General features: G+C 70.1%; 20 protein-coding genes. 8 read left to right on the top strand and 12 right to left on the bottom strand.

Annotation, left to right across the window (positions count from 1 at the left end; genetic code table 11):
* From GUY59_RS06420 to GUY59_RS06405, 4 genes are all read left to right on the top strand, one after another.
* Positions 1 to 804, top strand: a complete 804-nt coding sequence (locus tag GUY59_RS06420) for a purine-nucleoside phosphorylase (protein ID WP_138199519.1) — start codon at positions 1 to 3, stop codon at positions 802 to 804.
* Positions 801 to 2,429: a phospho-sugar mutase gene (locus GUY59_RS06415; RefSeq protein WP_138199520.1), complete on the top strand. Its 1,629-nt coding sequence runs from the start codon at positions 801 to 803 to the stop codon at positions 2,427 to 2,429. Before GUY59_RS06420 ends, GUY59_RS06415 begins: the two co-directional genes overlap by 4 nt.
* A gap of 884 nt (positions 2,430 to 3,313) precedes the next feature.
* Positions 3,314 to 3,676, top strand: a complete 363-nt coding sequence (locus tag GUY59_RS06410; protein ID WP_138199521.1) for a hypothetical protein — start codon at positions 3,314 to 3,316, stop codon at positions 3,674 to 3,676.
* Between the two features lie 182 nt (positions 3,677 to 3,858).
* Positions 3,859 to 5,268 carry an ATP-binding protein gene (locus GUY59_RS06405; RefSeq protein ID WP_138199522.1) on the top strand — a complete coding sequence of 470 codons (1,410 nt, stop codon included), beginning with the start codon at positions 3,859 to 3,861 and terminating at the stop codon, positions 5,266 to 5,268.
* Between the two features lie 99 nt (positions 5,269 to 5,367).
* On the opposite strand, the gene GUY59_RS06400 is transcribed toward GUY59_RS06405, so the two are convergent.
* From GUY59_RS06400 to GUY59_RS06390, 3 genes are read right to left on the bottom strand one after another with little or no spacing between them, the layout of a single operon-like run.
* On the bottom strand, positions 5,368 to 5,853 hold the full coding sequence (locus GUY59_RS06400; protein WP_138199523.1) for a GyrI-like domain-containing protein: 486 nt from the start codon (positions 5,851 to 5,853) through the stop codon (positions 5,368 to 5,370).
* 17 nt (positions 5,854 to 5,870) lie between these two features.
* The gene (locus GUY59_RS06395) at positions 5,871 to 6,794 is read right to left on the bottom strand and encodes a sigma-70 family RNA polymerase sigma factor (protein ID WP_138199524.1); all 924 of its coding nucleotides are present in this window, start codon (positions 6,792 to 6,794) and stop codon (positions 5,871 to 5,873) included.
* Entirely contained in the window at positions 6,791 to 7,609 is an 819-nt protein-coding gene (locus tag GUY59_RS06390) for a MerR family transcriptional regulator (RefSeq protein WP_138199525.1), read from the bottom strand. The genes GUY59_RS06395 and GUY59_RS06390 overlap by 4 nt, the downstream gene beginning before the upstream one ends.
* A 101-nt stretch (positions 7,610 to 7,710) precedes the next feature.
* Between GUY59_RS06390 and GUY59_RS06385 the strand changes: the two genes are divergently transcribed.
* The 3 genes from GUY59_RS06385 to GUY59_RS06375 are packed head-to-tail and all read left to right on the top strand — an operon-like array spanning position 7,711 to position 10,590.
* Complete coding sequence (locus GUY59_RS06385) at positions 7,711 to 8,409, top strand: TetR/AcrR family transcriptional regulator (protein WP_138199526.1); 699 nt, start codon at positions 7,711 to 7,713, stop codon at positions 8,407 to 8,409.
* Entirely contained in the window at positions 8,369 to 9,844 is a 1,476-nt protein-coding gene (locus tag GUY59_RS06380; RefSeq protein WP_236666895.1) for a class I adenylate-forming enzyme family protein, read from the top strand. Before GUY59_RS06385 ends, GUY59_RS06380 begins: the two co-directional genes overlap by 41 nt.
* Positions 9,841 to 10,590 (top strand): enoyl-CoA hydratase/isomerase family protein, encoded by a 750-nt coding sequence (locus GUY59_RS06375; RefSeq protein WP_138199527.1) that lies wholly within the window; start codon positions 9,841 to 9,843, stop codon positions 10,588 to 10,590. The genes GUY59_RS06380 and GUY59_RS06375 overlap by 4 nt, the downstream gene beginning before the upstream one ends.
* A gap of 10 nt (positions 10,591 to 10,600) precedes the next feature.
* On the opposite strand, the gene GUY59_RS06370 is transcribed toward GUY59_RS06375, so the two are convergent.
* Genes GUY59_RS06370 through GUY59_RS06355 form a run of 4 tightly spaced genes read right to left on the bottom strand, consistent with a single transcriptional unit; the run spans position 10,601 to position 13,307 of the window.
* Positions 10,601 to 11,209, bottom strand: coding sequence for a PH domain-containing protein (locus tag GUY59_RS06370; RefSeq protein WP_138199528.1), 609 nt, complete (start codon positions 11,207 to 11,209; stop codon positions 10,601 to 10,603).
* The gene (locus GUY59_RS06365) at positions 11,206 to 12,279 is read right to left on the bottom strand and encodes an adenosine deaminase (RefSeq protein ID WP_132330024.1); all 1,074 of its coding nucleotides are present in this window, start codon (positions 12,277 to 12,279) and stop codon (positions 11,206 to 11,208) included. Before GUY59_RS06365 ends, GUY59_RS06370 begins: the two co-directional genes overlap by 4 nt.
* Before the next feature lie 41 nt (positions 12,280 to 12,320).
* A complete protein-coding gene (locus GUY59_RS06360; RefSeq protein WP_138199529.1) occupies positions 12,321 to 12,671 on the bottom strand; it encodes a cupin domain-containing protein in 351 nt (116 codons plus the stop codon).
* Between the two features lie 33 nt (positions 12,672 to 12,704).
* Positions 12,705 to 13,307: an AMIN-like domain-containing (lipo)protein gene (locus GUY59_RS06355; protein WP_138199530.1), complete on the bottom strand. Its 603-nt coding sequence runs from the start codon at positions 13,305 to 13,307 to the stop codon at positions 12,705 to 12,707.
* A 183-nt stretch (positions 13,308 to 13,490) separates the two neighbouring features.
* Here GUY59_RS06355 and GUY59_RS06350 point away from each other — a divergent pair, with 183 nt between their 5' ends.
* Positions 13,491 to 13,892 (top strand): MarR family winged helix-turn-helix transcriptional regulator, encoded by a 402-nt coding sequence (locus GUY59_RS06350; RefSeq protein WP_138199531.1) that lies wholly within the window; start codon positions 13,491 to 13,493, stop codon positions 13,890 to 13,892.
* Here the strand turns inward: GUY59_RS06350 and GUY59_RS06345 are convergent.
* Genes GUY59_RS06345 through GUY59_RS06325 form a run of 5 tightly spaced genes read right to left on the bottom strand, consistent with a single transcriptional unit; the run spans position 13,879 to position 19,571 of the window.
* Positions 13,879 to 15,156 carry a thymidine phosphorylase gene (locus GUY59_RS06345; protein WP_138199532.1) on the bottom strand — a complete coding sequence of 426 codons (1,278 nt, stop codon included), beginning with the start codon at positions 15,154 to 15,156 and terminating at the stop codon, positions 13,879 to 13,881. The two genes, GUY59_RS06350 and GUY59_RS06345, sit on opposite strands and share 14 nt — an antisense overlap.
* A complete protein-coding gene (locus GUY59_RS06340; RefSeq protein WP_132330032.1) occupies positions 15,156 to 15,551 on the bottom strand; it encodes a cytidine deaminase in 396 nt (131 codons plus the stop codon). Before GUY59_RS06340 ends, GUY59_RS06345 begins: the two co-directional genes overlap by 1 nt.
* Positions 15,548 to 16,825, bottom strand: coding sequence for an ABC transporter permease (locus GUY59_RS06335; RefSeq protein ID WP_138199533.1), 1,278 nt, complete (start codon positions 16,823 to 16,825; stop codon positions 15,548 to 15,550). The genes GUY59_RS06340 and GUY59_RS06335 overlap by 4 nt, the downstream gene beginning before the upstream one ends.
* Positions 16,822 to 17,964 (bottom strand): ABC transporter permease, encoded by a 1,143-nt coding sequence (locus GUY59_RS06330; RefSeq protein WP_132330036.1) that lies wholly within the window; start codon positions 17,962 to 17,964, stop codon positions 16,822 to 16,824. Before GUY59_RS06330 ends, GUY59_RS06335 begins: the two co-directional genes overlap by 4 nt.
* Complete coding sequence (locus GUY59_RS06325; RefSeq protein ID WP_138199534.1) at positions 17,964 to 19,571, bottom strand: ABC transporter ATP-binding protein; 1,608 nt, start codon at positions 19,569 to 19,571, stop codon at positions 17,964 to 17,966. The genes GUY59_RS06330 and GUY59_RS06325 overlap by 1 nt, the downstream gene beginning before the upstream one ends.
* Positions 19,572 to 19,590 lie beyond the last annotated feature (19 nt).

Here is a 19,590-nt window from a genome sequence, read left to right as displayed (position 1 = left end):
GTGAGTGACGACCCGTACACCCTGGCCGGCGAGGCCGCCGCGGCGCTGCGCGCCGCCACCGGCCTCGACACCTTCGACGTGGCGCTCGTCATGGGCTCGGGGTGGGTGCCCGCCGCCGACGCGATCGGCGAGACGGTGAGCGAGGTTCCGTTCACCGGCCTGCCGGGGTTCCGCGCTCCCGCCGTGGCGGGGCACGGAGGCAGGATCCGCGCCGTACGCACCTCCGCGGGGCGGCACGCGCTCGTGTTCCTCGGGCGTACGCACCTCTACGAAGGGCTGGGGGTCGACGCGGTGACGCACGGCGTGCGGACGGCCGCCGCTGCCGGGGTCCGCACTGTCGTGCTGACCAACGCGGCGGGCGGGCTGCGCCCCGAGACGCAGAACGTCGGCGACCCCGTCCTGATCAGCGACCACATCAACCTGACCGGGTCCAGCCCGATCACCGGCACCACGTTCCTCGACCTCACCGAGGTCTACTCCCGCCGCCTGCGCGAGCTGGTCCGCGAGATCGACCCGGCCCTGGCGGAGGGCGTCTACATCGCCTTCCGCGGGCCCACGTACGAAACGCCCGCGGAGATCCGCATGTGCCGCACGCTGGGCGGCGACCTGGTCGGCATGTCGACCGTGCTGGAGGCCGTCGCCGCCCGCGAGGCCGGGCTGGAGGTGCTCGGCATCTCCCTGGTCACCAACCCGGGCGCGGGCCTGTCCGGCGAGCCGCTCGACCATGAGGAGGTCCTGGAGGTCGGCAGGGCCACGGCGGCCCGCATGGGCGTGCTGCTGGCCAAGGTGGTGGACCGCCTGTGAGCGTGCTGCGGGAGGCACGCGAGTGGCTCTCCCAGGACCCCGACCCCGACACCCGGGCCGAGCTCACCCGCCTCATCGAGGAGGACGACCTGGCCGCGCTGGAGGACCGCTTCGGCGCTCGGCTGGAATTCGGCACGGCGGGTCTGCGCGGCGAGCTCGGCGCCGGCCCCAACCGGATGAACCGCGTCACCGTCATGCGCGCCGCCTCCGGCCTGGCCACGGTGCTCGGGCCCGGCAAGCACGTCGTCATCGGCTACGACGCGCGGCACAAGTCCGACGTGTTCGCCCGCGACACGGCCGCCGTGCTGACGGGCGCCGGGGTGCACGCCTCGCTCCTGCCCTCCACCCTGCCCACGCCCGTGCTGGCCTTCGCCGTACGCCACCTCGGCGCGGACGCGGGCGTGGCGGTCACCGCCAGTCACAATCCGCCGCGCGACAACGGCTACAAGGTCTACTGGGCCGACGGCTCCCAGATCGTGCCGCCGATCGACCGTGAGATCTCGGCTGCCATCGATGCCGTGGGCCGCGTCGACCAGCTGCTGATCGACGGCCCCGGCACCCTGACGGAGCTGGGCGAAGGCATCATCGACGACTATCTCGCCGCGGTGAAGTCGCTGCCGCTGGGCGAGGCCCGTGACCTGAAGGTGGCCTACACGCCGCTGCACGGGGTGGGCGCGGCCACGCTGACGGGCGCGTTCCTGGCCGCCGGGTTCGCCTCGCCGCTGGTGGTCGAGGAACAACGCGACCCCGATCCCGACTTCCCCACGGTGCCCTTCCCCAACCCGGAGGAACCGGGAGCGATGGACCTGGCCGTGGCCCTGGCCGCCAAGGTGGGCGCGGACCTGGTCCTGGCCAACGACCCCGACGCCGACCGGTGCGCGGTGGGCGTGCCGCTGCCCGGCGGCGGCTGCCGCATGCTGACCGGTGACGAGGTCGGGGGCCTGCTGGCCGAGCACGTCATCACGCACACCACCGGCGACCGCATGGTGGCCACCACCATCGTCTCCTCGACGCTGCTCGGCAGGATCGCGCGGGCGCGCGGCGTGCGCTACGGCGAGACGCTGACCGGCTTCAAATGGATCATCAAGGCGGGTCCCGGGCTGGTCTTCGGCTACGAGGAGGCCCTCGGCTACAGCGTCGGCTCCGACGCCGGCCTCCCGGTCAGGGACAAGGACGGCATCGGGGCGGCGCTGGCGGTGGCGGGCATCGCGGCGACCGCCAAGCGCGCCGGGCGTACGCTGCTGGACCTGCTCGACGACCAGGCCCGGCGCTACGGGCTGCATGCCACGGAGCAGCTCTCCTTCCGGGTGTCCGACCTGTCGCTGATCGACGGCGCCATGGCGCGGCTGCGCGCCGCGCCGCCGACGACGCTCGGAGGGCGCGCGGTGTCGCGGGCGGACGACCTGTCCAGGGGCGTCGGCGGCCTGCCGCCGACCGACGGGCTGCGCTACACGCTGGCGGGGGACGCCCGCGTGGTGGTGCGTCCCTCGGGCACGGAGCCCAAGCTCAAGTGTTACCTGGAGGTGGTCGTGCCGGTTGCGGGCGAGGTGACCGAGGCGCGCGCCGGAGCGGCCCGCGAGCTCGACCTGCTGAAGACGGAACTCGCCGCCCTGCTCGACCTCTGAGGATCGTTACTCTCCGTTATTCAAGCGGAACGTACGGTGATATTCCAGCGGGTCCGCAACACGCCGACGCGGGCCCGCCGTAAATTTTACTCAGGCCACCCGCAGGCCCTGGTGACACACCTCGGAGAATGGCATCGCATTTCCGTGCGCGTTCACTCTACATATCTCGTCGATAAATCCCGGCACGTCACGCGCACCTCATCACCGGCCGTATATGTGAAACGCCGGTTCTCCTGCCGCGCCCTACGGATAATGACACGAGGAAGGCCCTCTACCGCTCAGCCGTAAAATCCCCTCATACCTCCCCATAGCGCTTCATCCCACCCGAATCCACCAATTATTCTCAGTTCACACGCAAACCCGTCCCACACACCGCACAATCGAGTCATTTCACCGCCGCAGCGGGCCCCGGAAGCGGGGACATCCGGCCGTATCACCTGTACAATTGCAGCCATGACCTTGGGCCCGAGCTTGTGGACGCAAGGCCGAGAAGGGGCACGGCGGGCCCGCCTCGACGCGAGCAGGCCCTGCCCCCTCCTCTGATTCCGGATGATTGTCCGCTGACTCCAGGTGGGCGCCGGAAAACCGTTGGAAGAAGAGGTCTCCCGGGCAAACGGGAGACCTCTTCGTCTTTCTTCCGCGCGCACTAAGACAAATGTAGAAGGCTCGTTCACGCCCCGGTCACCTAGCGTGAGCGCGAGCCGTCATGCCATGCTTGCCGCAACTACGAGGAGCTCCCGCTCTCCTGTTTGCCCAGGAGACGAGAAACACGAGCGCCTCATAGTCCCGGCGCCGAAAAGCGGCCGCATTCCGTGCCGCGCTTCGACGCCTTCCACCTGGAGTCAAACCGAACACCGACGTTCCCGGACAAGAGGAGAACACCGATGGCGACATCGCCCGCACGTTCCGGCAGGAGCCGCCGCCCACAGGCCCCCCCACCCGTTCAGCCGTCCGGCGGGACCGCGTCCTGGGCGATCGCGTTCATGAGCGCGCTGGTCACCTACCCGATCTTCGTGGACATGCTGCTTCCCCAGGGCTACAGCCTGTGGGTGGCCGTGGCCGTCGCGTCCGCGGCCTGCCTGGGCGCGGGCCGGGCCACGCAGATGATGTCGTCCGGTCCGGCCCGCCAGGGCGCGGCCGGCGCCGTGCTCACCCCTTCGTTCATCGCACGGGTGGCGACGCTGGTCATCCGGGCCGCCGTCACACCGCGCCCCCAGGACAACGACCCGCCGGACACAACGCCATAGCCGTTCTGGGGCGCTCGGGTAAGGCCCGCCCGTGGTTGAACCACTGGTGAACCATCCACAGGTGGATGCACCAACGTCGGTGGTCTCATCCGTGAGACCACCGACCCGCTCAGGGCCAGAATATCCCCACCTTGATACCAATAGCTGCGTTAGTCTCATCGTTGAGACTAGTTGGAGGAACGGTGGAACCCTTCATCGGCAGGCGACGAGAGCTGGCCGCCCTCACGCGTGCGCTCGAAAAGACGAATCGCCGTCACTTCGATCGGCCCGGACGCGCACTCCTGATGAGAGGACGCCGCCGGGTCGGAAAATCCAGGCTGGCGGAGGAGTTCATCCGGCAGGCACAGGTGCCTCACCTGTACTACACGGCGACGGGGCAGACGCTCCGTGAAGAACTCCACATCTTCACGGACGAGGCGTCATCGTCGAACCTCCCCGCCGCTTCCGTCTTCGATGTCGAGCACCCCGAATCGTGGCACGACGCGCTTTCCCTCCTGGCACGCGCCCTGCCCGAACACTCCCCCAGCATCGTGGTCATCGATGAGCTCCCCTACCTTGTCAAGGCGGATCCCACGCTGGAGAGCGTGCTTCAGAAGCTCTTCGACAGGGAGTTGTCGAGACTGCCGGTCCTGCTTCTCCTCATCGGCTCGGATCTGTCGATGATGGAGGCCATCAACACCTATGGCCGCCCCTTCTACCAGCGGGCCGCCGACTTCATAGTGGGCCCCCTCACACCGTACGACGTCGGACAGGCTCTTGATCTGCCCCCTGAGGCCGCGTTCGACGCACACCTGGTGTCAGGCGGGTTGCCGATGATCTGTGAAGAGTGGCCCAAGGGCGCCCCACTCTGGGCATATCTGGAGCAGGCACTCCACGACCCGCTGTCGGCTCTGGTCGTCGGCGGCGAGCGGGCCCTCGCCGCCGAATTTCCACCGGAAGCGCATGCCCGCCAGACCCTGAACGCCATCGGGTCAGGCCAGCGCACACACTCCAACATCGCGGCCGCCACCCAGGGTATTTCGCGCGCGACGATGAACCGCGCACTTCAGCTTCTGCTCGAGAAGCGCATGATCGCTGTGGACCGGCCCTTGTCGACGCGCCCCTCACGAGAGTCGCGCTACCGCGTCATCGACTCTCACTTGCGCTTCTGGATTCCCTTCATCGCCAACCGCCTGACGGACATCGAACGCGGCCGGGGAGACAAGGTCCTGGAGCGGATCCGCAAGTCTTGGACATCATGGCGCGGAGTCGCCGTCGAGCCCCTGATCCAGGAGTCGCTTCGCCGTATGGACGGCCTGCCAGAGGCGACGGGAGCGATCGGAGGCTTCTGGACCAGGACCAACGATCCGGAGATCGACATCGTCGGCGCAGACCGGGAGCCGGTCGCCAAGCAGATCACGATGGTCGGGTCCGTCAAATGGCTGGAGAACCGCCCGTTCGGTCATCATGACCTGAGCGAGCTCATCGTCCACCGGTCCAAGATGCCCGGAGCCGACTCCTCCACGCCGCTCTACGCCGTCTCCCGGAGCGGCTGCGAGGTGGAGGGCGTCACGCACGTCACCGCTGAACACCTGGTCGACGCCTGGCGATGAGCACGGATGGTCTCAGCGATGAGACCAACGCCAATTCAGGTCCGCAAGAGACCGGGGTTGAGACCAACAGGTCGGGTCGGTCTCAACCATGAGACCTGCTCAGGCGATGCGGAACTGCAGGTCGGTGTCCCAGTTGTGCATGTCGGGCTCGACCCTCGGATCGGTCTGGAAGAGCTCGAGCCGGCAGCCCCAGTGCTCCGTCCCGTCCTTCTCCGTCATGTCCCAAGCGAGCCCCTGCTCGGCGCCCCACTTCAGCAGCGCCTCGATGACGCCGAAGAGCTGGTCGGGGTGGCCGTGGTGCGACTCGGTGGCGTAGCGGCCCGCGGGCAGGGAGGCGGCGAAGATGTCGCCCTCGCCCTCAACCCGCCCGGCCACCGGCACGCCCGCCTGCACCACCAGCCGGTCCTCCGGCAGGTTGATGGCCTCGTACCTGAGGAAGGGCGCACCCGCGGGAGCGTGGCCTCGGTCGGCGAGCCAGCCGACCATCTCACCGATCCGGTCGGCGACCAGGCCGAAGGTGGTCATGGTGATGGTCCCGCGCACCCCGACGTAGGGCCGCTCGGGGAATTCGACGATCTGTGGCATGTTCTGTTCCTCCTTCATCAGCGTGTACGGAGCGGCGCCGCGAAACTCATCGGCAGGCCGAAGAACGGGAACAGGCCGGGATCCAGGAAGGTGGCCTCGCCGGCGATGCGGCCGCCGGCGACGTCGAGAACCACCAGGGCGAACGGCTCGCCGTACAGGTACTGGCCGAAGGCCGGGGAGCCGTTGGCTCTGACCGGCAGCAGGCGGGAGCCCTCGCACGGGGCTTGGCCGCTCGCGGCGGCCGCGGTCAGGACCGTGTGGATGTGCTCGCGCCCGCGCAACCACCACGCGAACGGCGGCATCTCCGACGTCGCGTCCTCGTGCAGCAGCGACACCAGCGCGGCCACGTCGTACCGCTCGAACGCCGACACATAGCGGGTCAGCAGGCTCTCGTCCACCGTCTCGTCGGCCTGCCCGGCCGGCGGCAGCTTGGCACGGGCACGCTGGAGCGCGCTGTTGACCGACGTGACGGTGGTGGACAGCAGGGTGGCCGTCTCGGCGGCGGACCATTTGAGCACGTCGCGGAGGATGAGCACGGCGCGCTGCCGGGGCGGCAGGTGCTGCAGCGCCGCCACGAACGCCAGCCGGACCGTCTCCCTGGTGACCGCCCGTTCGGCCGGGTCGAGCACCTTGGCGTCCGGGACGGGCTGGATCCAGCGGCTGTGCGGGAGCGGCTGGCCCAGGGCGTCGCCGGGGGTGGCGGCGGGCCCCAGGTCCATGGCGCGGGCGCGGCGCTGCGGGCCTCTCAGCATGTCGAGGCAGACGTTGGTGGCCAGGTGGAACAGCCACGTGCGCAGCGTGCCCCGAGCCGGATCGTAGGTCTGCCAGGCTCTGACGAACGTCTCCTGCACCGCGTCCTCGGCCTCGAAGCCCGAGCCGAGCATGCGGTAGCAGTAGCCGGTCAGCGCCACCCGGTGGTGTTCGAGCTCGACGTCGGTCATCCGGCCGGCGTCACCTCGATCTGGAGCTCCGTCACCCATTCGTCCGGGTTCTCCGGGCAGTGCAGGGAGACCTCCCTGGCCAGCGCGCGCGAACGGTAGCCGTGCTCCTCGATCCAGTGGGCCAGGGTCTGGAACGTCTTCCCCACCTCCTCCATCGACCCGTGGTGGATGATCGTGGCCGCCGTCTCGATAGCCGGCAGGTCGAGGACCTGGAAGTCGTGGTGGCCGGGCGCCGCGGACACCGGCAGGCAGGCGTGGACCATGACGGAGCCGTCGTCCTGCTCCTCGTAGTAGGCGACCCCCGGCCCCACGACCTTGACCGCGGCCTCTTCCGCGCGGCGGCAGATCTCGGCGAAGAGAGGCTGGATGACCGGGCCGATGTCCTCTCCCTCGTAGCTGGCCGCCCTGGCGCTGAGCTCGGCGACCCTGATCGGGGCGACGCGCTTCAGCACGACCTCCGCGCTTTCCATGTAGCCCTCCGTCTCGATGGTCCGCAGGCGTGCCTCGACGCTGCGCAGCCTGGCCAGGTCGGTGTTGATCCGCGCTTCGAGCTGGGCGCGGCGCATGCGTACCATGCCGTGCAGCTCCTCCGTGCTGACCTTCTCGTCGAGGATGGCCCTGACCTGCTCCAGGGTGAAGCCGAGGTCCTTGATCGCGACGATGCGGTTGAGCCGGGACAACTGCGCGGCCTGGTAGGAGCGGTAGCCGCTGACCGGGTGGACGTGCGCGGGGCGCAGCAGACCGATCGCGTCGTAGTGCCGCAACATGCGTACGGACACCAGCCCCAGTCTGGCGAACTCTCCGATGCTGAACATGACGTCTCCGGTTTAGGGCCTCACACGGTGTCAGAGTCAACTATGGCGATTTTTCGAGAGTTGGGGTAGCGTCCGAAACGACCGAACGTTCGGTAGGAACCATGATCACAGACCTCACCGACCCCGGCACGGACGCGCACGAGCGGATCAGAACGGCGGCGGTGCTGCTGTTCGCCCGGCAGGGTTACGCCGCGACGAGCATCAGGGACCTCGGCCGGGCCGTCAACATGACCAACGCCGGGATCTACCACCACGTGGGAAGCAAGGAGGCGCTGCTCGCCGATCTCATGCGCGTCGCCCAGCAGGGCCTGAACAGCGCCACGGAACGCATGCTCGCCACGGCCGGCGGCCCCTCCGACCGGCTGGCCCTGCTGATCGGCTCGCTCACCGCCGTCCACGCCCGCGCTCCCCTGACCACCAGCGTCATGGACGGCGAACTGCGCTCGCTCACGCCGGGCTCGGCCGCCCGCGACGAGATCATCGTCCTGCGCGACGCGTACGAGGCCCACTGGAAGCGCACGCTGGCCGACGGCGTGGCGGAGGGCACGTTCCGAGTCGCCGACCAGAAGCTGACCCGTCTCGCCCTGATGTCCATGTGCACCGGCACCAGCGAGTGGTATCGCCCCGACGGGGACTCCACGCTGGAGCAGGTGTGCGCCGAGTTCGTCACGATCGGCCTGGCCGCCGTACGCGCCCCCGCCCACGTCACTACAAGTCCTGACTTCTCCCTGCTGCCCGACCTTCCGTGGGAGCCGCCGGATGTACAGCACGATCCCCGACCTGATGAGGCACGCCGCTAGAACGTACGGCACGCGCGAGTTCCTCCGTTTCCCCGACACCTCGTTGACCTTCGACGCCGCGGACGCGCGGTCGGACCGCCTGGCCGCCGCCCTGTCCGACCTGGGCGTGCGTCCGGGCGACCGGGTGGCCATCATGCTGGACAACGTGCCGGAATGGCCGCTGAGCTGGCTCGGGGTCCTGAAAGCCGGGGCGATCGCCGTCCCGGTGAACGTGCGCTACCAGGCGGCCGACCTCGCGCATGTGCTCGACGACTCGGGCGCGGTGCTGACGCTGACCACGGACGACCACGCCATGATCAACCCGGGCCCGTGCCACGACCCCGGGAGGCTGATCCGGCAGGCGGGCGACCAGCCGGCCAAGGTGACCGTCAAAGCCGACGATGTCGCGAATTTTCAGTACACGTCGGGGACCACGGGCTTCCCCAAAGCCTGCATGCTCACCCACGACTACTGGCTCAGAACCGCCCGGATCGTCGCCGAACAGGCCCGCCTCCGCGACGACGACGTCATGATCATCGCGCAGGCGTACTCGTACATGGACCCCCAGTGGCTCACCGTGCTCTGCCTCACCGGCGGCATCTCGCTCGTCGTGCTCCCCCGCTTCTCCGCCTCCGGCTTCTGGAAGTCGGCCCGGGAACACGGCGCGACGCTCACGTACGTACTCGGCACCATGCCCCTGCTGCTGCACAAACAGCCGCCGCACCCGCGCGAGCGCTGCCACCGCATGCGGCTCGTGCTCTGCTCGGGCATCCCGCCCGAACTGCACCGGACGTTCGAGGAGCGCTGGGGCGCACCGTGGCGCGAGTTGTACGGCTCCACGGAGAGCGGCCCCGACCTGGTGGCGCACATAGACGCGGACGACACGGTCGGCACCGGCGCCATGGGCGTCGCGCCGCCGGGCAAGGAGGTCAGGCTCGACGACAACGGCGAGATCCTGGTCAGGGGCGTGCCCATGATGCGGGGCTACTGGAACCACCCCGAGGCGACCGCCCAGGCTTTCAGGGACGGCTGGTACCACACCGGCGACCTGGGTTTCCGCGACGACCACGGCTACCTCCACCACGCCGGCCGGCTGAAGGACATGGTGCGCAGGGGCGGGGAGAACATCTCCTGCGCCGAGGTCGAACGTGTGCTCGCCCAGCACCCGGCCGTCCTCCAGGCGGCCCTCGTGCCCATCCCCGACGACCTGTGGGGCGAGCTGCCCAAGGCGTTCCTCCAGCTCCGGCCCGGTCACGACCCCGACGCCCGCACCGCCATGGACGTGATCGAACACGCCCGTGACCGGCTGGCCCGCTTCAAGCTCCCGGCGTACGTGGAGTTCGTCGAGTCGTTCACGCTCACCCCGTCGGCCCGCATCGAGAAACGCCACCTGCTCCACCCGGAACGCGACCAGCGTGCCGCCCCCGCCATCCCCGTCGGCAAGGAGAAATCATGATCGACGTGACCGAACGCGACGAGGTGGCGTTGATCACCCTCGCCCGCCCCGCCAAGCTGAACGCCCTCACCGCCGGCATGCGCAGGGACCTCGCGGCGGCCGTACGCGACCACGGCGACGGCAAGGGCGCCAGGGGCATCGTGGTCACCGGCACCGGCCGGGCCTTCTCCGCGGGAGAGGACATCCACCAGGCCGCCGGCCGTTCCCTGGTCGACGAGGTGGCCTCGTTCCACGACATGACCAGGGCCGTGCTGGAGACGCGCGTACCGGTCGTGGCGGCGGTCAACGGCCTGGCCGTCGGCGGGGCCGCCGAGTGGACGCTGTGCTTCGACACCCGCATCGGCACCCCGTCGGCCGAGTATTTCCTGCCCGAGAACCACATCGGCCTGTCGGTCTCGAACGCCACCAGCTACCTGCTCCCCCGCCTCATGGGCGCTCGGGCGCTGCGGCTGGTGCTCGACTCGGCCCGCATGAGCGCGCAGGACGCCCTGGCCGCGGGCCTGCTGGACGAGATCGCCGACCCGGAGTCGCTGCTGGAGACGGCGATCGCCCGTGTGCGCCACTGGACCGCGCCGGGCACGGCCACCACTGTGCACCTCGGGCTGCTGAGGCCGTCGAGACACGAGGTCGAGCGGGCCTTCGAGGCTGAGACGGAGGCGGCCAGGCTCGTGGAGGAGTCGGGCATCGCCCAGGCGGGCATGGCGGCGTTCATCAACCGCACCCGCGGCCGAGACGCCCCCGGATAGGACAGAACAGCTAGACGACGATCGCCGCGACCACCAGGGTGACCGCGACCACCAGCACGGCGATGGAGTCGTAGGACCAGGAGATCCGGGCCGGCGCCGCCTGCTCGTCGCGGCGCCTGGCCGCCTCGGCGCGCTCGCGGATCTGGTCGCCCACCCAGTCGGCGTGGGTCTTGCCCGCGAACGCCTCGACCGCCGCCTGCTCGGACCTGGAGAGCGTCGGCTCGGTCTTGAACCGCCCGCGCTCCTGCCTGGGCGCCCCGCGCCGCTGCGCCTTGGCCCGCTCTCTGGCGCTGCTCATGGGTGTCCACAACCGCAGCACCCGCTCGTCGCCGTGGTGCACGTTGATGGAGTGGGAGACCGTGACGTCGTCGATCGAGGCCCACGGCAGGACCGTCGTGCGGAACGGGTTGCGCCCCACCAGCCCTTCTTCGGTGAACACGGTGGCGGGCCGCAGCGCGACCGAGTAGACCAGCGCCGTCAGCACCGCGAGCACGGCCAGCGCCACCAGCGACGCCTTGCCGGTGTAGTGGGCGATGAGGTCCCACACGTTGAACGCGACGAAGGCCAGCCACACCCACGCCAGCGCGAACGCGGTCTTGGAACGGTAGGACTCTTTCACGACTGCCACTTGATCTGTGCGAACCCGGGTTTGATGACGCCGTTGATCAGTGCCAGGCGCTCGTCGAACGGGATGAACGCCGACTTCATCGCGTTGACCGTGAACCACTGCAGGTCGTCCCAGCCGTAGCCGAACGTCTCGACCAGCTTGTGGAACTCCTGCGACACGCTCGTCGAGCTCATCAGCCGGTTGTCGGTGTTGACCGTGACCCGGAAGTGCAGCCGCCGCAGCAGCCCGATGGGGTGCTCGGCGATCGACGCGGCGGCGCCGGTCTGCAGGTTGGAGGTCGGGCACATCTCCAGCGGGATGCGCTTGTCGCGTACGTAGGCAGCCAGCCGCCCGAGCTTGGCGCTCTGGTCGCCGGCCACGGTGATGTCGTCGATGATGCGTACGCCGTGGCCGAGCCGGTCGGCGCCGCACCACTGGATGGCCTGCCAGATCGAGGGCAGCCCGAACGCCTCGCCCGCGTGGATGGTGAAGTGGGCGTTCTCCCGCTGCAGGTATTCGAACGCGTCGAGGTGCCGCGTGGGCGGGTAGCCGGCCTCGGCGCCCGCGATGTCGAAGCCCACGACGCCCACGTCGCGGTAGCGCACGGCCAGCTCGGCGATCTCCATGGAGCGCGCCTGGTGCCGCATGGCCGTCAGCAGCGTGCCGACGCGGATGTCACGCCCTTCGGAGCCCTGCCTGAACCCGTCGAGCACCGCCTCCACCACCTGGTCGAGGCTCAGCCCTCTGGAGGTGTGCTGCTCGGGCGCGAAACGCACTTCGGCGTAGACCACCCCGTCGGCGTCCAGATCCTGGGCGCACTCGGAGGCGACCCGCGTGAGCGACTCGCGCGTCTGCATGACCCCGACCGTGTGGTCGAACGTCTCGAGGTAGCGCTCCAGCGAGCCAGAGTCGGATGCCTCCTCGAACCACTGACGCAGGTTGTCGGGATCGGTGGTGGGCAGCCGGCCGTAGTCGGTCTCCCGGGCCAGCTCGACGATCGTCTCGGCGCGGAGCCCGCCGTCGAGGTGATCGTGCAGCAACACCTTGGGAGCCCGCCGGATCTGGTCAAGCGTGGGGCTCATCACGCCATGATACGAGCACTGCCCGGTTCTCGGGTTACGGCTCAGTCGCGGCCGGCCGTTTCCGGGCTGAACGCGGGCAGGCACACCGCGATGTACTCGGCGCCTTGCGGGCCTGCGCTGTAGCGGACCTTCTCCCCGGGAGAGGTCACCACCGACTGCCCCGCCCCGACCTGGGTCGTGCCCTCCGCGTGCTCCACGATCACCGTGCCGCGCAGGACCACGGTGTACTCGGTGAACGACGGCGTCTGGGCGGGCTCTTCCCAGCCGGCCGGCGCGACCATGCGGGCGATGGAGATCGCCTCGTCGCCGCTGCTGACACGGCCCACGTGCTCGTCAATGATCTTGCCGCCGGGCACCGGGATGCGTGCGGGCCCCTCGATCTTCCTCACCACCGCCCCAGGCTAGCCGGTGCCCGGGGGCGCGGGTCAGTGGGCCACGTCGACCACCAGCCGGCTGGGCGCTTCCTGCTCCTGGATCTGGAACGCGGCCCGCCGGTCCAGCACCAGGCCGATGCCGACGCGGGCCTCGAAGTCGCCGGTCCTGACGACGTCGGTGAGGTTGCGCAGACCGGCGTGGTAGATCGGGCCGTCCTCCCACGTGGGCGTGCCGTCCTCGTCGTGGGCGTTGGCGGGGAAGAGCGTGACGAGAAGGTACGCGCCGCCGCGGATCTCGATCGGCCGGCCGGAGCCGTCCTCCACGAACTCGTCCACCCATCGCACGTTGTAGCCGGGGATCTCGCCGTCGAGATCGATGACGACGCGGTCGTACGTCCTGTGCCTGGCGTACCGTACGCCCGTCACGACGGCGGGTTCGATGCCGTCGCGCCGGACGTCCACCTCGGAGGTGCTCGTGGGGGCGTTGGGGCCGGGTGTGTCGCGGGCCGTGGCGGACGACCTGGTGGGGCCGGGTGATCCGGGCAGGGCGGTCTGCTGGGCCGGACCGCAGGCGGTGAGAGCGGTGAGACAGGCCAGCGAGGCGAGGGCGCGCGAGCGCGGCGACCGGCGGCCGGGCGGGGATGGCGAGCGCATGCCCGGTAGATGCCCCGCCCCGTGTCGCCGCAAGCGGTGTTTCCGCAGATCGCGCGGCTGTTTCCGGCCGGCAACCGGGCGAAACGCGCAAAGGCGCTCGCATCGCACCACTCGGGCCGTCCGGTTCACCTTCCGTACCGAAACATATGCAAATGCATTTACCGAGGTGGTAACCTCCGCGACATGGACGAGCGATTCGTGGTCGACACCTGGCATTACGTCCTGGCCAAGCACGCCAAGGCCATGTGCGCCCTGGAACGCGAGCTGGGCGACCGGCACGGTCTGGGGCCCAGCGAGTTCGAGGTGCTCGACCGCATCGTCCACCACGACAGGAAGCTGCGCATCCAGGAGCTCTGCGACGAGGTGCACCTGAGCCAGAGCGCCCTGTCACGGGTGGTGGCGCGGCTGGAGAAGGCCGAGCTGGTCTCGCGCGGCGTGTGCGACGCCGACCGGCGGGGCGTCTACGTGTCCATCACCGACGCGGGCCGCACCCGGCACGCCGAGGCCCTGCCCACGCATCGCGCCGTCCTGCTCCAGATCTTCGCCGACGCTCCCGCCCCGGGCGGCACCGTCAGCCGGCGGTGACGCGCTCGATGACCAGCGGGAGCCGTTCGGCGTCGGCGAGGGCCACCGCGTAGCCGCCTTCCAGCGCCTCCAGCGCCCGCTCGAAGCGGTCCGCCTCGTCCGCGTGGAGCGTCAGCAGCGGCTGTCCCTCGCGCACCGTGTCACCCGGCTTGGCGTGCAGCGTGACGCCCGCGCCCGCCGACACGGGGTCCTCCTTGCGCGCCCGCCCGGCGCCGAGCCGCCAGGCGGCCAGCCCGACCGCGTACGCGTCGAGCCGGGTGAGAACGCCCGACGCGGGCGCCTGCACGGTGGCGGTCTCGGCCGCCCTCGGCAACAGGGCGTCGGGGTCACCACCCTGGGCGGCGATCATGCGGCGCCAGGCGTCCATCGCCGAGCCGTCGGCCAGCGCCTTCGCCGGGTCCTTGCCGGACACCCCGGCGGCGGCCAGCATCTCCCGGGCCAGGCGTACGGTCAGCTCGACCACGTCGGCGGGACCGCCTCCGGCCAGGACCTCGACGGCCTCCTCGACCTCCAGGGCGTTGCCCACGGCCAGCCCGAGCGGCCGGTCCATCGCCGTCAGCAGCGCGACCGTGCGCACGCCCGCGTCCGTGCCGAGCGCGACCATGGTCTCGGCCAGTTCCCTCGCCGTCTCGGTGGTCTTCATGAACGCCCCCGAGCCGACCTTCACGTCGAGGACGAGCGAGCCGGTGCCCTCGGCGATCTTCTTCGACATGATCGAGGAGGCGATCAGCGGGATGGACTCCACGGTGCCGGTGACGTCGCGCAGGGCGTACAACTTCTTGTCGGCGGGCGCGAGTCCTGAGCCGGCGGCGCAGACGACCGCCCCGGCGTCGCGCAGGACGTGCAGCATCTCGTCGTTGGAGAGCGAGGCCCGCCAGCCGGGGATCGACTCCAGCTTGTCGAGCGTGCCGCCGGTGTGTCCGAGGCCGCGGCCCGACAGTTGCGGCACGTACGCGCCGCACGCCGCCACGAGCGGCGCCAGCGGCAGGGTGATCTTGTCGCCGACGCCGCCGGTCGAGTGTTTGTCGGCGGTGGGGCGGTCGAGGGCGGACCAGTCCATACGCTCGCCCGAACGGATCATGGCCTGGGTCCAGACGGCGATCTCGCGCCGGTCCATCCCGTTCAGCAGGATCGCCATGGCCAGCGCGGACATCTGCTCGTCGGCCACGCCGCCGTTCGTGTAGGCGTCGATCACCCAGTCGATCTGGGCGGCGGTCAGCTCGCCGCCGTCGCGCTTGGCGCGGATGACCTCGATGGCGTCCATCACGAGCTCCGGCTGAGGTCCTGCGGGCCGAACGCGTACGGCAGGATCTCGCCCATCGGCTTCGGCCCGTCGACGGTCTCGACCAGCAGGTCGTCACCGCCGAACTCGTAGAGGAGCTGGCGGCAGCGCCCGCACGGCATCAGCAGCTCGCCGTGGCCGTCGACGCAGGTGAAGGCCACCAGCCGGCCGCCGCCCGATTGGTGCAGCGCCGACACCAGGCCGCACTCGGCGCACAGGCCGACGCCGTAGGAGGCGTTCTCGACGTTGCAGCCGGTGACCACCCTGCCGTCGTCGACCAGCGCAGCCGCCCCCACGGGGAACTTGGAGTAAGGCGCGTACGCGTTGCGCATGGCCTCGGCGGCCCTGGCCCGCAGGCTCTCCCAGTCGATGCTCAATGTTGTTCCCCCCTGCGGTAGCGCACGCCGTCGGCCTTGGGCATGCGCAGCCGCTGCGAGGCGACCAGCAGCACGATCAGCGTGAGCACGTGCGGCGTGATGAAGACGAACTCGTTCGGCAGCTGGTCGACGGTCAGCCAGAGCCAGAACAGCACGACCATACCCGCGGCGGCGACGGCCATCGTGGTGTACTGCCTGGCGCCTCTTGTCACCATCTCGGCCGGTTCGCCCGACGCCAGCAGGCGGCGGACCCGCTGCCCGAGGTAGATGAGCAGCAGCACGGCGCCGAACAGGAAGAACGAGGTGACCGCACCGGAGCTGCGCAGTTGCAGGCCGTTGGCGTAGCCGAACAGCCCGGCGCCGGTCGCGAGCCCGCCAGGACGCCAGTTGCCGAAGATCATGGCGGCCAGGCCGATGAAGCCGCGGCCCGCCGTCTGGCCCTCGACGTATTTCGTGGAGACGAAGACGAGGAACACGCCGCCGAGCCCGGCGAACGCGCCGGAGATGACGACGGCGACGTACTTGATCAGATAGACGTTCACACCGAGCGACTCGGCCGCCCACGGGTTCTCGCCCGCCGAGCGCAGCCGCAGGCCGAAGGCCGTGCGCCAAAGAATGAAGAACGTCAGCGGCAGCAGGAGGACGGCGAGGACCACCAGCACGTTGACGTTGTGGGTGAGCCCGCGCAGGATGCCCGCGAGGTCCGACAGCAGGAACCAGTGGGTGCTCTCCAGCCGTCCGAGCAGGTCGGGTCCGGCCGACAGCAGTGGCAGGCTGACCTCCGGCGGCAAGGTGACCGCGGGCGAGGTGGTGATGCCCGCCCCCATCTCCGCCGCCTGCGTGCCCTCCTTGTAGAGCACCTCCGACAGGAAGCGGGTGACGCCGGGGCCGAGCAGGTTGATCGCGACGCCGCTGATGATGTGGTCGACGCCGAACGTCACGGTGGCGATCGCGTGCAGCAGGCCGCCGAGCGCGCCGCCGAGCAAGCCCGCGACCAGCGCCGCGACGGCGCCCCACTGGTATCCGGCCCAGCCGGCGAACCAGGTGCCGAGCACCATCATGCCTTCGAGGCCGATGTTGACCACACCGGCCCGCTCGGCCCACAACCCGCCCAGCCCGGCCAGTCCGATCGGCACGGCGAGCAGCAGCGCGGACGCGAACGTGCCGGACGAGGTGATGTCGGCGTAGCCCGTGACGACACGTACCAGCGACAGCAGCAGGAGGAGCACGGCGACGCCGACGAGCGCCACATGGTATTTCCCGACCCTGGTCATGCTCCCACCTCAACCGGAGAGTTCCCGCCGAGTTGCCGGGCGGCCCGGCGTTCTTCGAGTCTGAGCGCGAGGCGGTTGGTCACCTCGTTGGCCACCACGACCAGCAGCACGATCACGCCCTGCATGATCGTGATGACGGACGGCGGCACATCCGCGATCTGCAGCGCACCCTGCGCCCGGTCGAGGAACGCGAACAGCAGCGCCGCGATCGCGATGCCCAGCGGCTTGTTCCTGCCGAGCAGCGCCACCGCGATGCCGAGGAAGCCGAGCCCGGCGGTGAAGTTGGAGTTGAAGGCGCCACGGTCGCCGAGGATCTCGGGCAGGCCGATGAGCCCGGCGATCGCGCCGGACATCACCATCGTCGCGATCACCATCGTCTTGGGGTTGACGCCGGAGGCGAGCGCCGCCGGGCCGTTGAGCCCGCTGGCCTTGACCTCGAAGCCGAACCGGGTGCGTTCGAGCACCACCCAGACCACCAGGCCGAGCACGACCGCCACGAGCAGGAACCCCCACACGCCGCCGCCGCGGGTGGGCGCGAGCATGCCGAACCAGTCGAAGACGAAGTTGAGGTCGGGGAACATGGCCGACTCGGGCAGGTCCGGCGTGGTCGTGGTGAGCTCGCCCGCGGCTCGCTGCCCCGCGAACGGGCCGCGCACGAGGTAGGAGGTCAGGCTGATCGCGATGTAGTTCAGCATGATCGTGGCGATGACCTCGTTCACGCCCCTGGTCACCTTCATCACCGCGGGGATGAGCGCGTAGAGGCCGCCGACGGCCGCGGCGACCAGGATGATCACCGCGATCTGGATCGGCTTGGGCGCCGTGAACGTCGAGCCCACGTAGGCCGCGCAGATGGCCGCCAGGCGATACTGGCCTTCCACTCCGATGTTGAAGAGGTTCATGCGGAAGCCCACCGCCACCGCCAGACCGGCGATGAACAGCGGCACCGCGCGGTTGAGGAAGGCCGCGATGCCGTTCGACTGCGAGCGGGCGCTCGCACCGAAGTCGAAGAAGGCGGCGAACGCGGTGAGCGGGTCGGCTCCCGCGGCGACGATGGCGACACTGCAGATCGCGATCGCGAGGATGATGGCGATGACGGCGCCGGCGACGGTGAACAGCGCCCGGTTGAGCCCGGCGGGCATCACGACTCCTCGGTTCCGGCGATCGCGCCGGTCATGTAGCCGCCCAGCCGCTCGGGCGTGATGTCGGACGGGTCGAGCGCGGCCACGAGGCGGCCGCGGTAGATCACCCGGACACTGTCGGACAGGCCGATCAGCTCGTCAAGGTCGGCGGAGATGAGCAGCACGGCCAGCCCGGCCGCGCGGGCCTCACGCAGGTGGTCCCAGATGGCGGCCTGGGCGCCGACGTCCACGCCCCGGGTGGGGTGGGCGGCGATGAGGAACGCGGGCTCGCCGCTCATCTCGCGGCCCACGATGAGTTTCTGCTGGTTGCCGCCGGACAGTGCCAGGGCCAGCGTGTCGACGCCGGGTGTGCGTACGTCGTAGTCCCGGACGATGCGCCAGGTGTCGGCCTTGGCGGCCCCCCGGTTGATCCAGACGCCGCTGCGCGCGGGCCTCCTGGTCTGGTGGCCGAGCACGCGGTTCTCCCAGAGCGACGCCTCCAGCAGCAGTCCCTGCCGGTGGCGGTCCTCCGGGATGTAGCCGATGCCGGCCTCCCGGCGTCTCAGCGTGGACCAGCCGCTGAGGTCCTGGTCGCCCAGCGTGATGCCGCCGTGCGACAGGCGGATGCCCATGATCGCCTCGATCAGCTCGCTCTGGCCGTTGCCCTCGACGCCGGCCAGGCCGAGGATCTCGCCTTTGTGGATCTCGAACGACACGTCGTCGAGGAGCAGCCGCCTGCCCTCCTCGCGCAGCAGGTCGATGTAGCGCTCGACCGGCATGTCCTTGGGCACGGCACGGTGGCCGTCGGCCTCCATGGTGAGGTGCGACACCTTCAGCATCACCGTGTCGGTGACGGTGGACTCGCGCGTCTCGGGTGTGGGCAGTTCGCTGCCCACCATGAGCTCGGCGAGCTGCCGGGCGGTCACCTCTCTCGGGTCGACGCTCGCGACGGTGGTGCCGCGCCGGATCACGGTGATCTCGTCGGCGATGTCGAGCACCTCGTCGAGCTTGTGGGAGATGAAGATGACCGTCAGGCCCTCGGCCGTGAGCTCGCGCAGGTTCTGGAAGAGCTCGTCGACCTCCTGCGGGACGAGCACGGCCGTCGGCTCGTCGAGGATGAGGATGCGGGCGCCGCGGTAGAGCACCTTGAGGATCTCGACGCGCTGCCGGTCGCCGACGCCGAGGTTCTCCACCAGCTTTCCGGGATCGACGCGCAGGCCGTGGGCGCGGGCCAGCTCGGTGATGCGCTTCCTCGCCGCGGCGACGTCGAGCCTGCCGCCATTGGTCGGCTCGGCGCCGAGGACGATGTTCTCCAGCACGGTGAAGTTGTCGGCCAGCATGAAGTGCTGGTGGACCATGCCGATGCCGGCGTCGATGGCGTCGCTCGGCGAGCGGAAGCTGACGTCCTTGCCGTCGACCTTGATCGTGCCCTCGTCCGGCTTCTGCATGCCGTAGAGGATCTTCATCAGCGTCGACTTGCCGGCGCCGTTCTCCCCGACGATGGCGTGCACGGTGCCCTGCCGGACCGAGATGCGGATGTCGTGGTTGGCGACGACGCCGGGGAAGCGTTTGGTGATGCCCGTGAGCTCGACGGCGGGTCTCGCCGTGGCGAGGGTGTCCGAGCTCATGTGCTCACCGCTCCCAGAT

Origin of the sequence: Nonomuraea sp. K271 (genome assembly GCF_009908215.1) — a bacterium.
Lineage (GTDB): Bacteria > Actinomycetota > Actinomycetes > Streptosporangiales > Streptosporangiaceae > Nonomuraea > Nonomuraea longispora.
This window is presented reverse-complemented; position numbering and strand designations above follow the sequence as displayed.

Excerpts from the sequence above, each read along its gene's own strand:
- GUY59_RS06410 (WP_138199521.1), top strand. The coding sequence starts at position 3,314 with ATGGCGACATCGCCCGCACGTTCCGGCAGGAGCCGCCGCCCACAGGCC.
- GUY59_RS06400 (WP_138199523.1), bottom strand. The coding sequence starts at position 5,853 with ATGCCACAGATCGTCGAATTCCCCGAGCGGCCCTACGTCGGGGTGCGC.
- GUY59_RS06395 (WP_138199524.1), bottom strand. The coding sequence starts at position 6,794 with ATGACCGACGTCGAGCTCGAACACCACCGGGTGGCGCTGACCGGCTAC.
- GUY59_RS06390 (WP_138199525.1), bottom strand. The coding sequence starts at position 7,609 with ATGTTCAGCATCGGAGAGTTCGCCAGACTGGGGCTGGTGTCCGTACGC.
- GUY59_RS06385 (WP_138199526.1), top strand. The coding sequence starts at position 7,711 with ATGATCACAGACCTCACCGACCCCGGCACGGACGCGCACGAGCGGATC.
- GUY59_RS06380 (WP_236666895.1), top strand. The coding sequence starts at position 8,369 with ATGTACAGCACGATCCCCGACCTGATGAGGCACGCCGCTAGAACGTAC.
- GUY59_RS06375 (WP_138199527.1), top strand. The coding sequence starts at position 9,841 with ATGATCGACGTGACCGAACGCGACGAGGTGGCGTTGATCACCCTCGCC.
- GUY59_RS06365 (WP_132330024.1), bottom strand. The coding sequence starts at position 12,279 with ATGAGCCCCACGCTTGACCAGATCCGGCGGGCTCCCAAGGTGTTGCTG.
- GUY59_RS06355 (WP_138199530.1), bottom strand. The coding sequence starts at position 13,307 with ATGCGCTCGCCATCCCCGCCCGGCCGCCGGTCGCCGCGCTCGCGCGCC.
- GUY59_RS06350 (WP_138199531.1), top strand. The coding sequence starts at position 13,491 with ATGGACGAGCGATTCGTGGTCGACACCTGGCATTACGTCCTGGCCAAG.
- GUY59_RS06345 (WP_138199532.1), bottom strand. The coding sequence starts at position 15,156 with ATGGACGCCATCGAGGTCATCCGCGCCAAGCGCGACGGCGGCGAGCTG.
- GUY59_RS06335 (WP_138199533.1), bottom strand. The coding sequence starts at position 16,825 with ATGACCAGGGTCGGGAAATACCATGTGGCGCTCGTCGGCGTCGCCGTG.
- GUY59_RS06330 (WP_132330036.1), bottom strand. The coding sequence starts at position 17,964 with ATGCCCGCCGGGCTCAACCGGGCGCTGTTCACCGTCGCCGGCGCCGTC.
- GUY59_RS06325 (WP_138199534.1), bottom strand. The coding sequence starts at position 19,571 with ATGAGCTCGGACACCCTCGCCACGGCGAGACCCGCCGTCGAGCTCACG.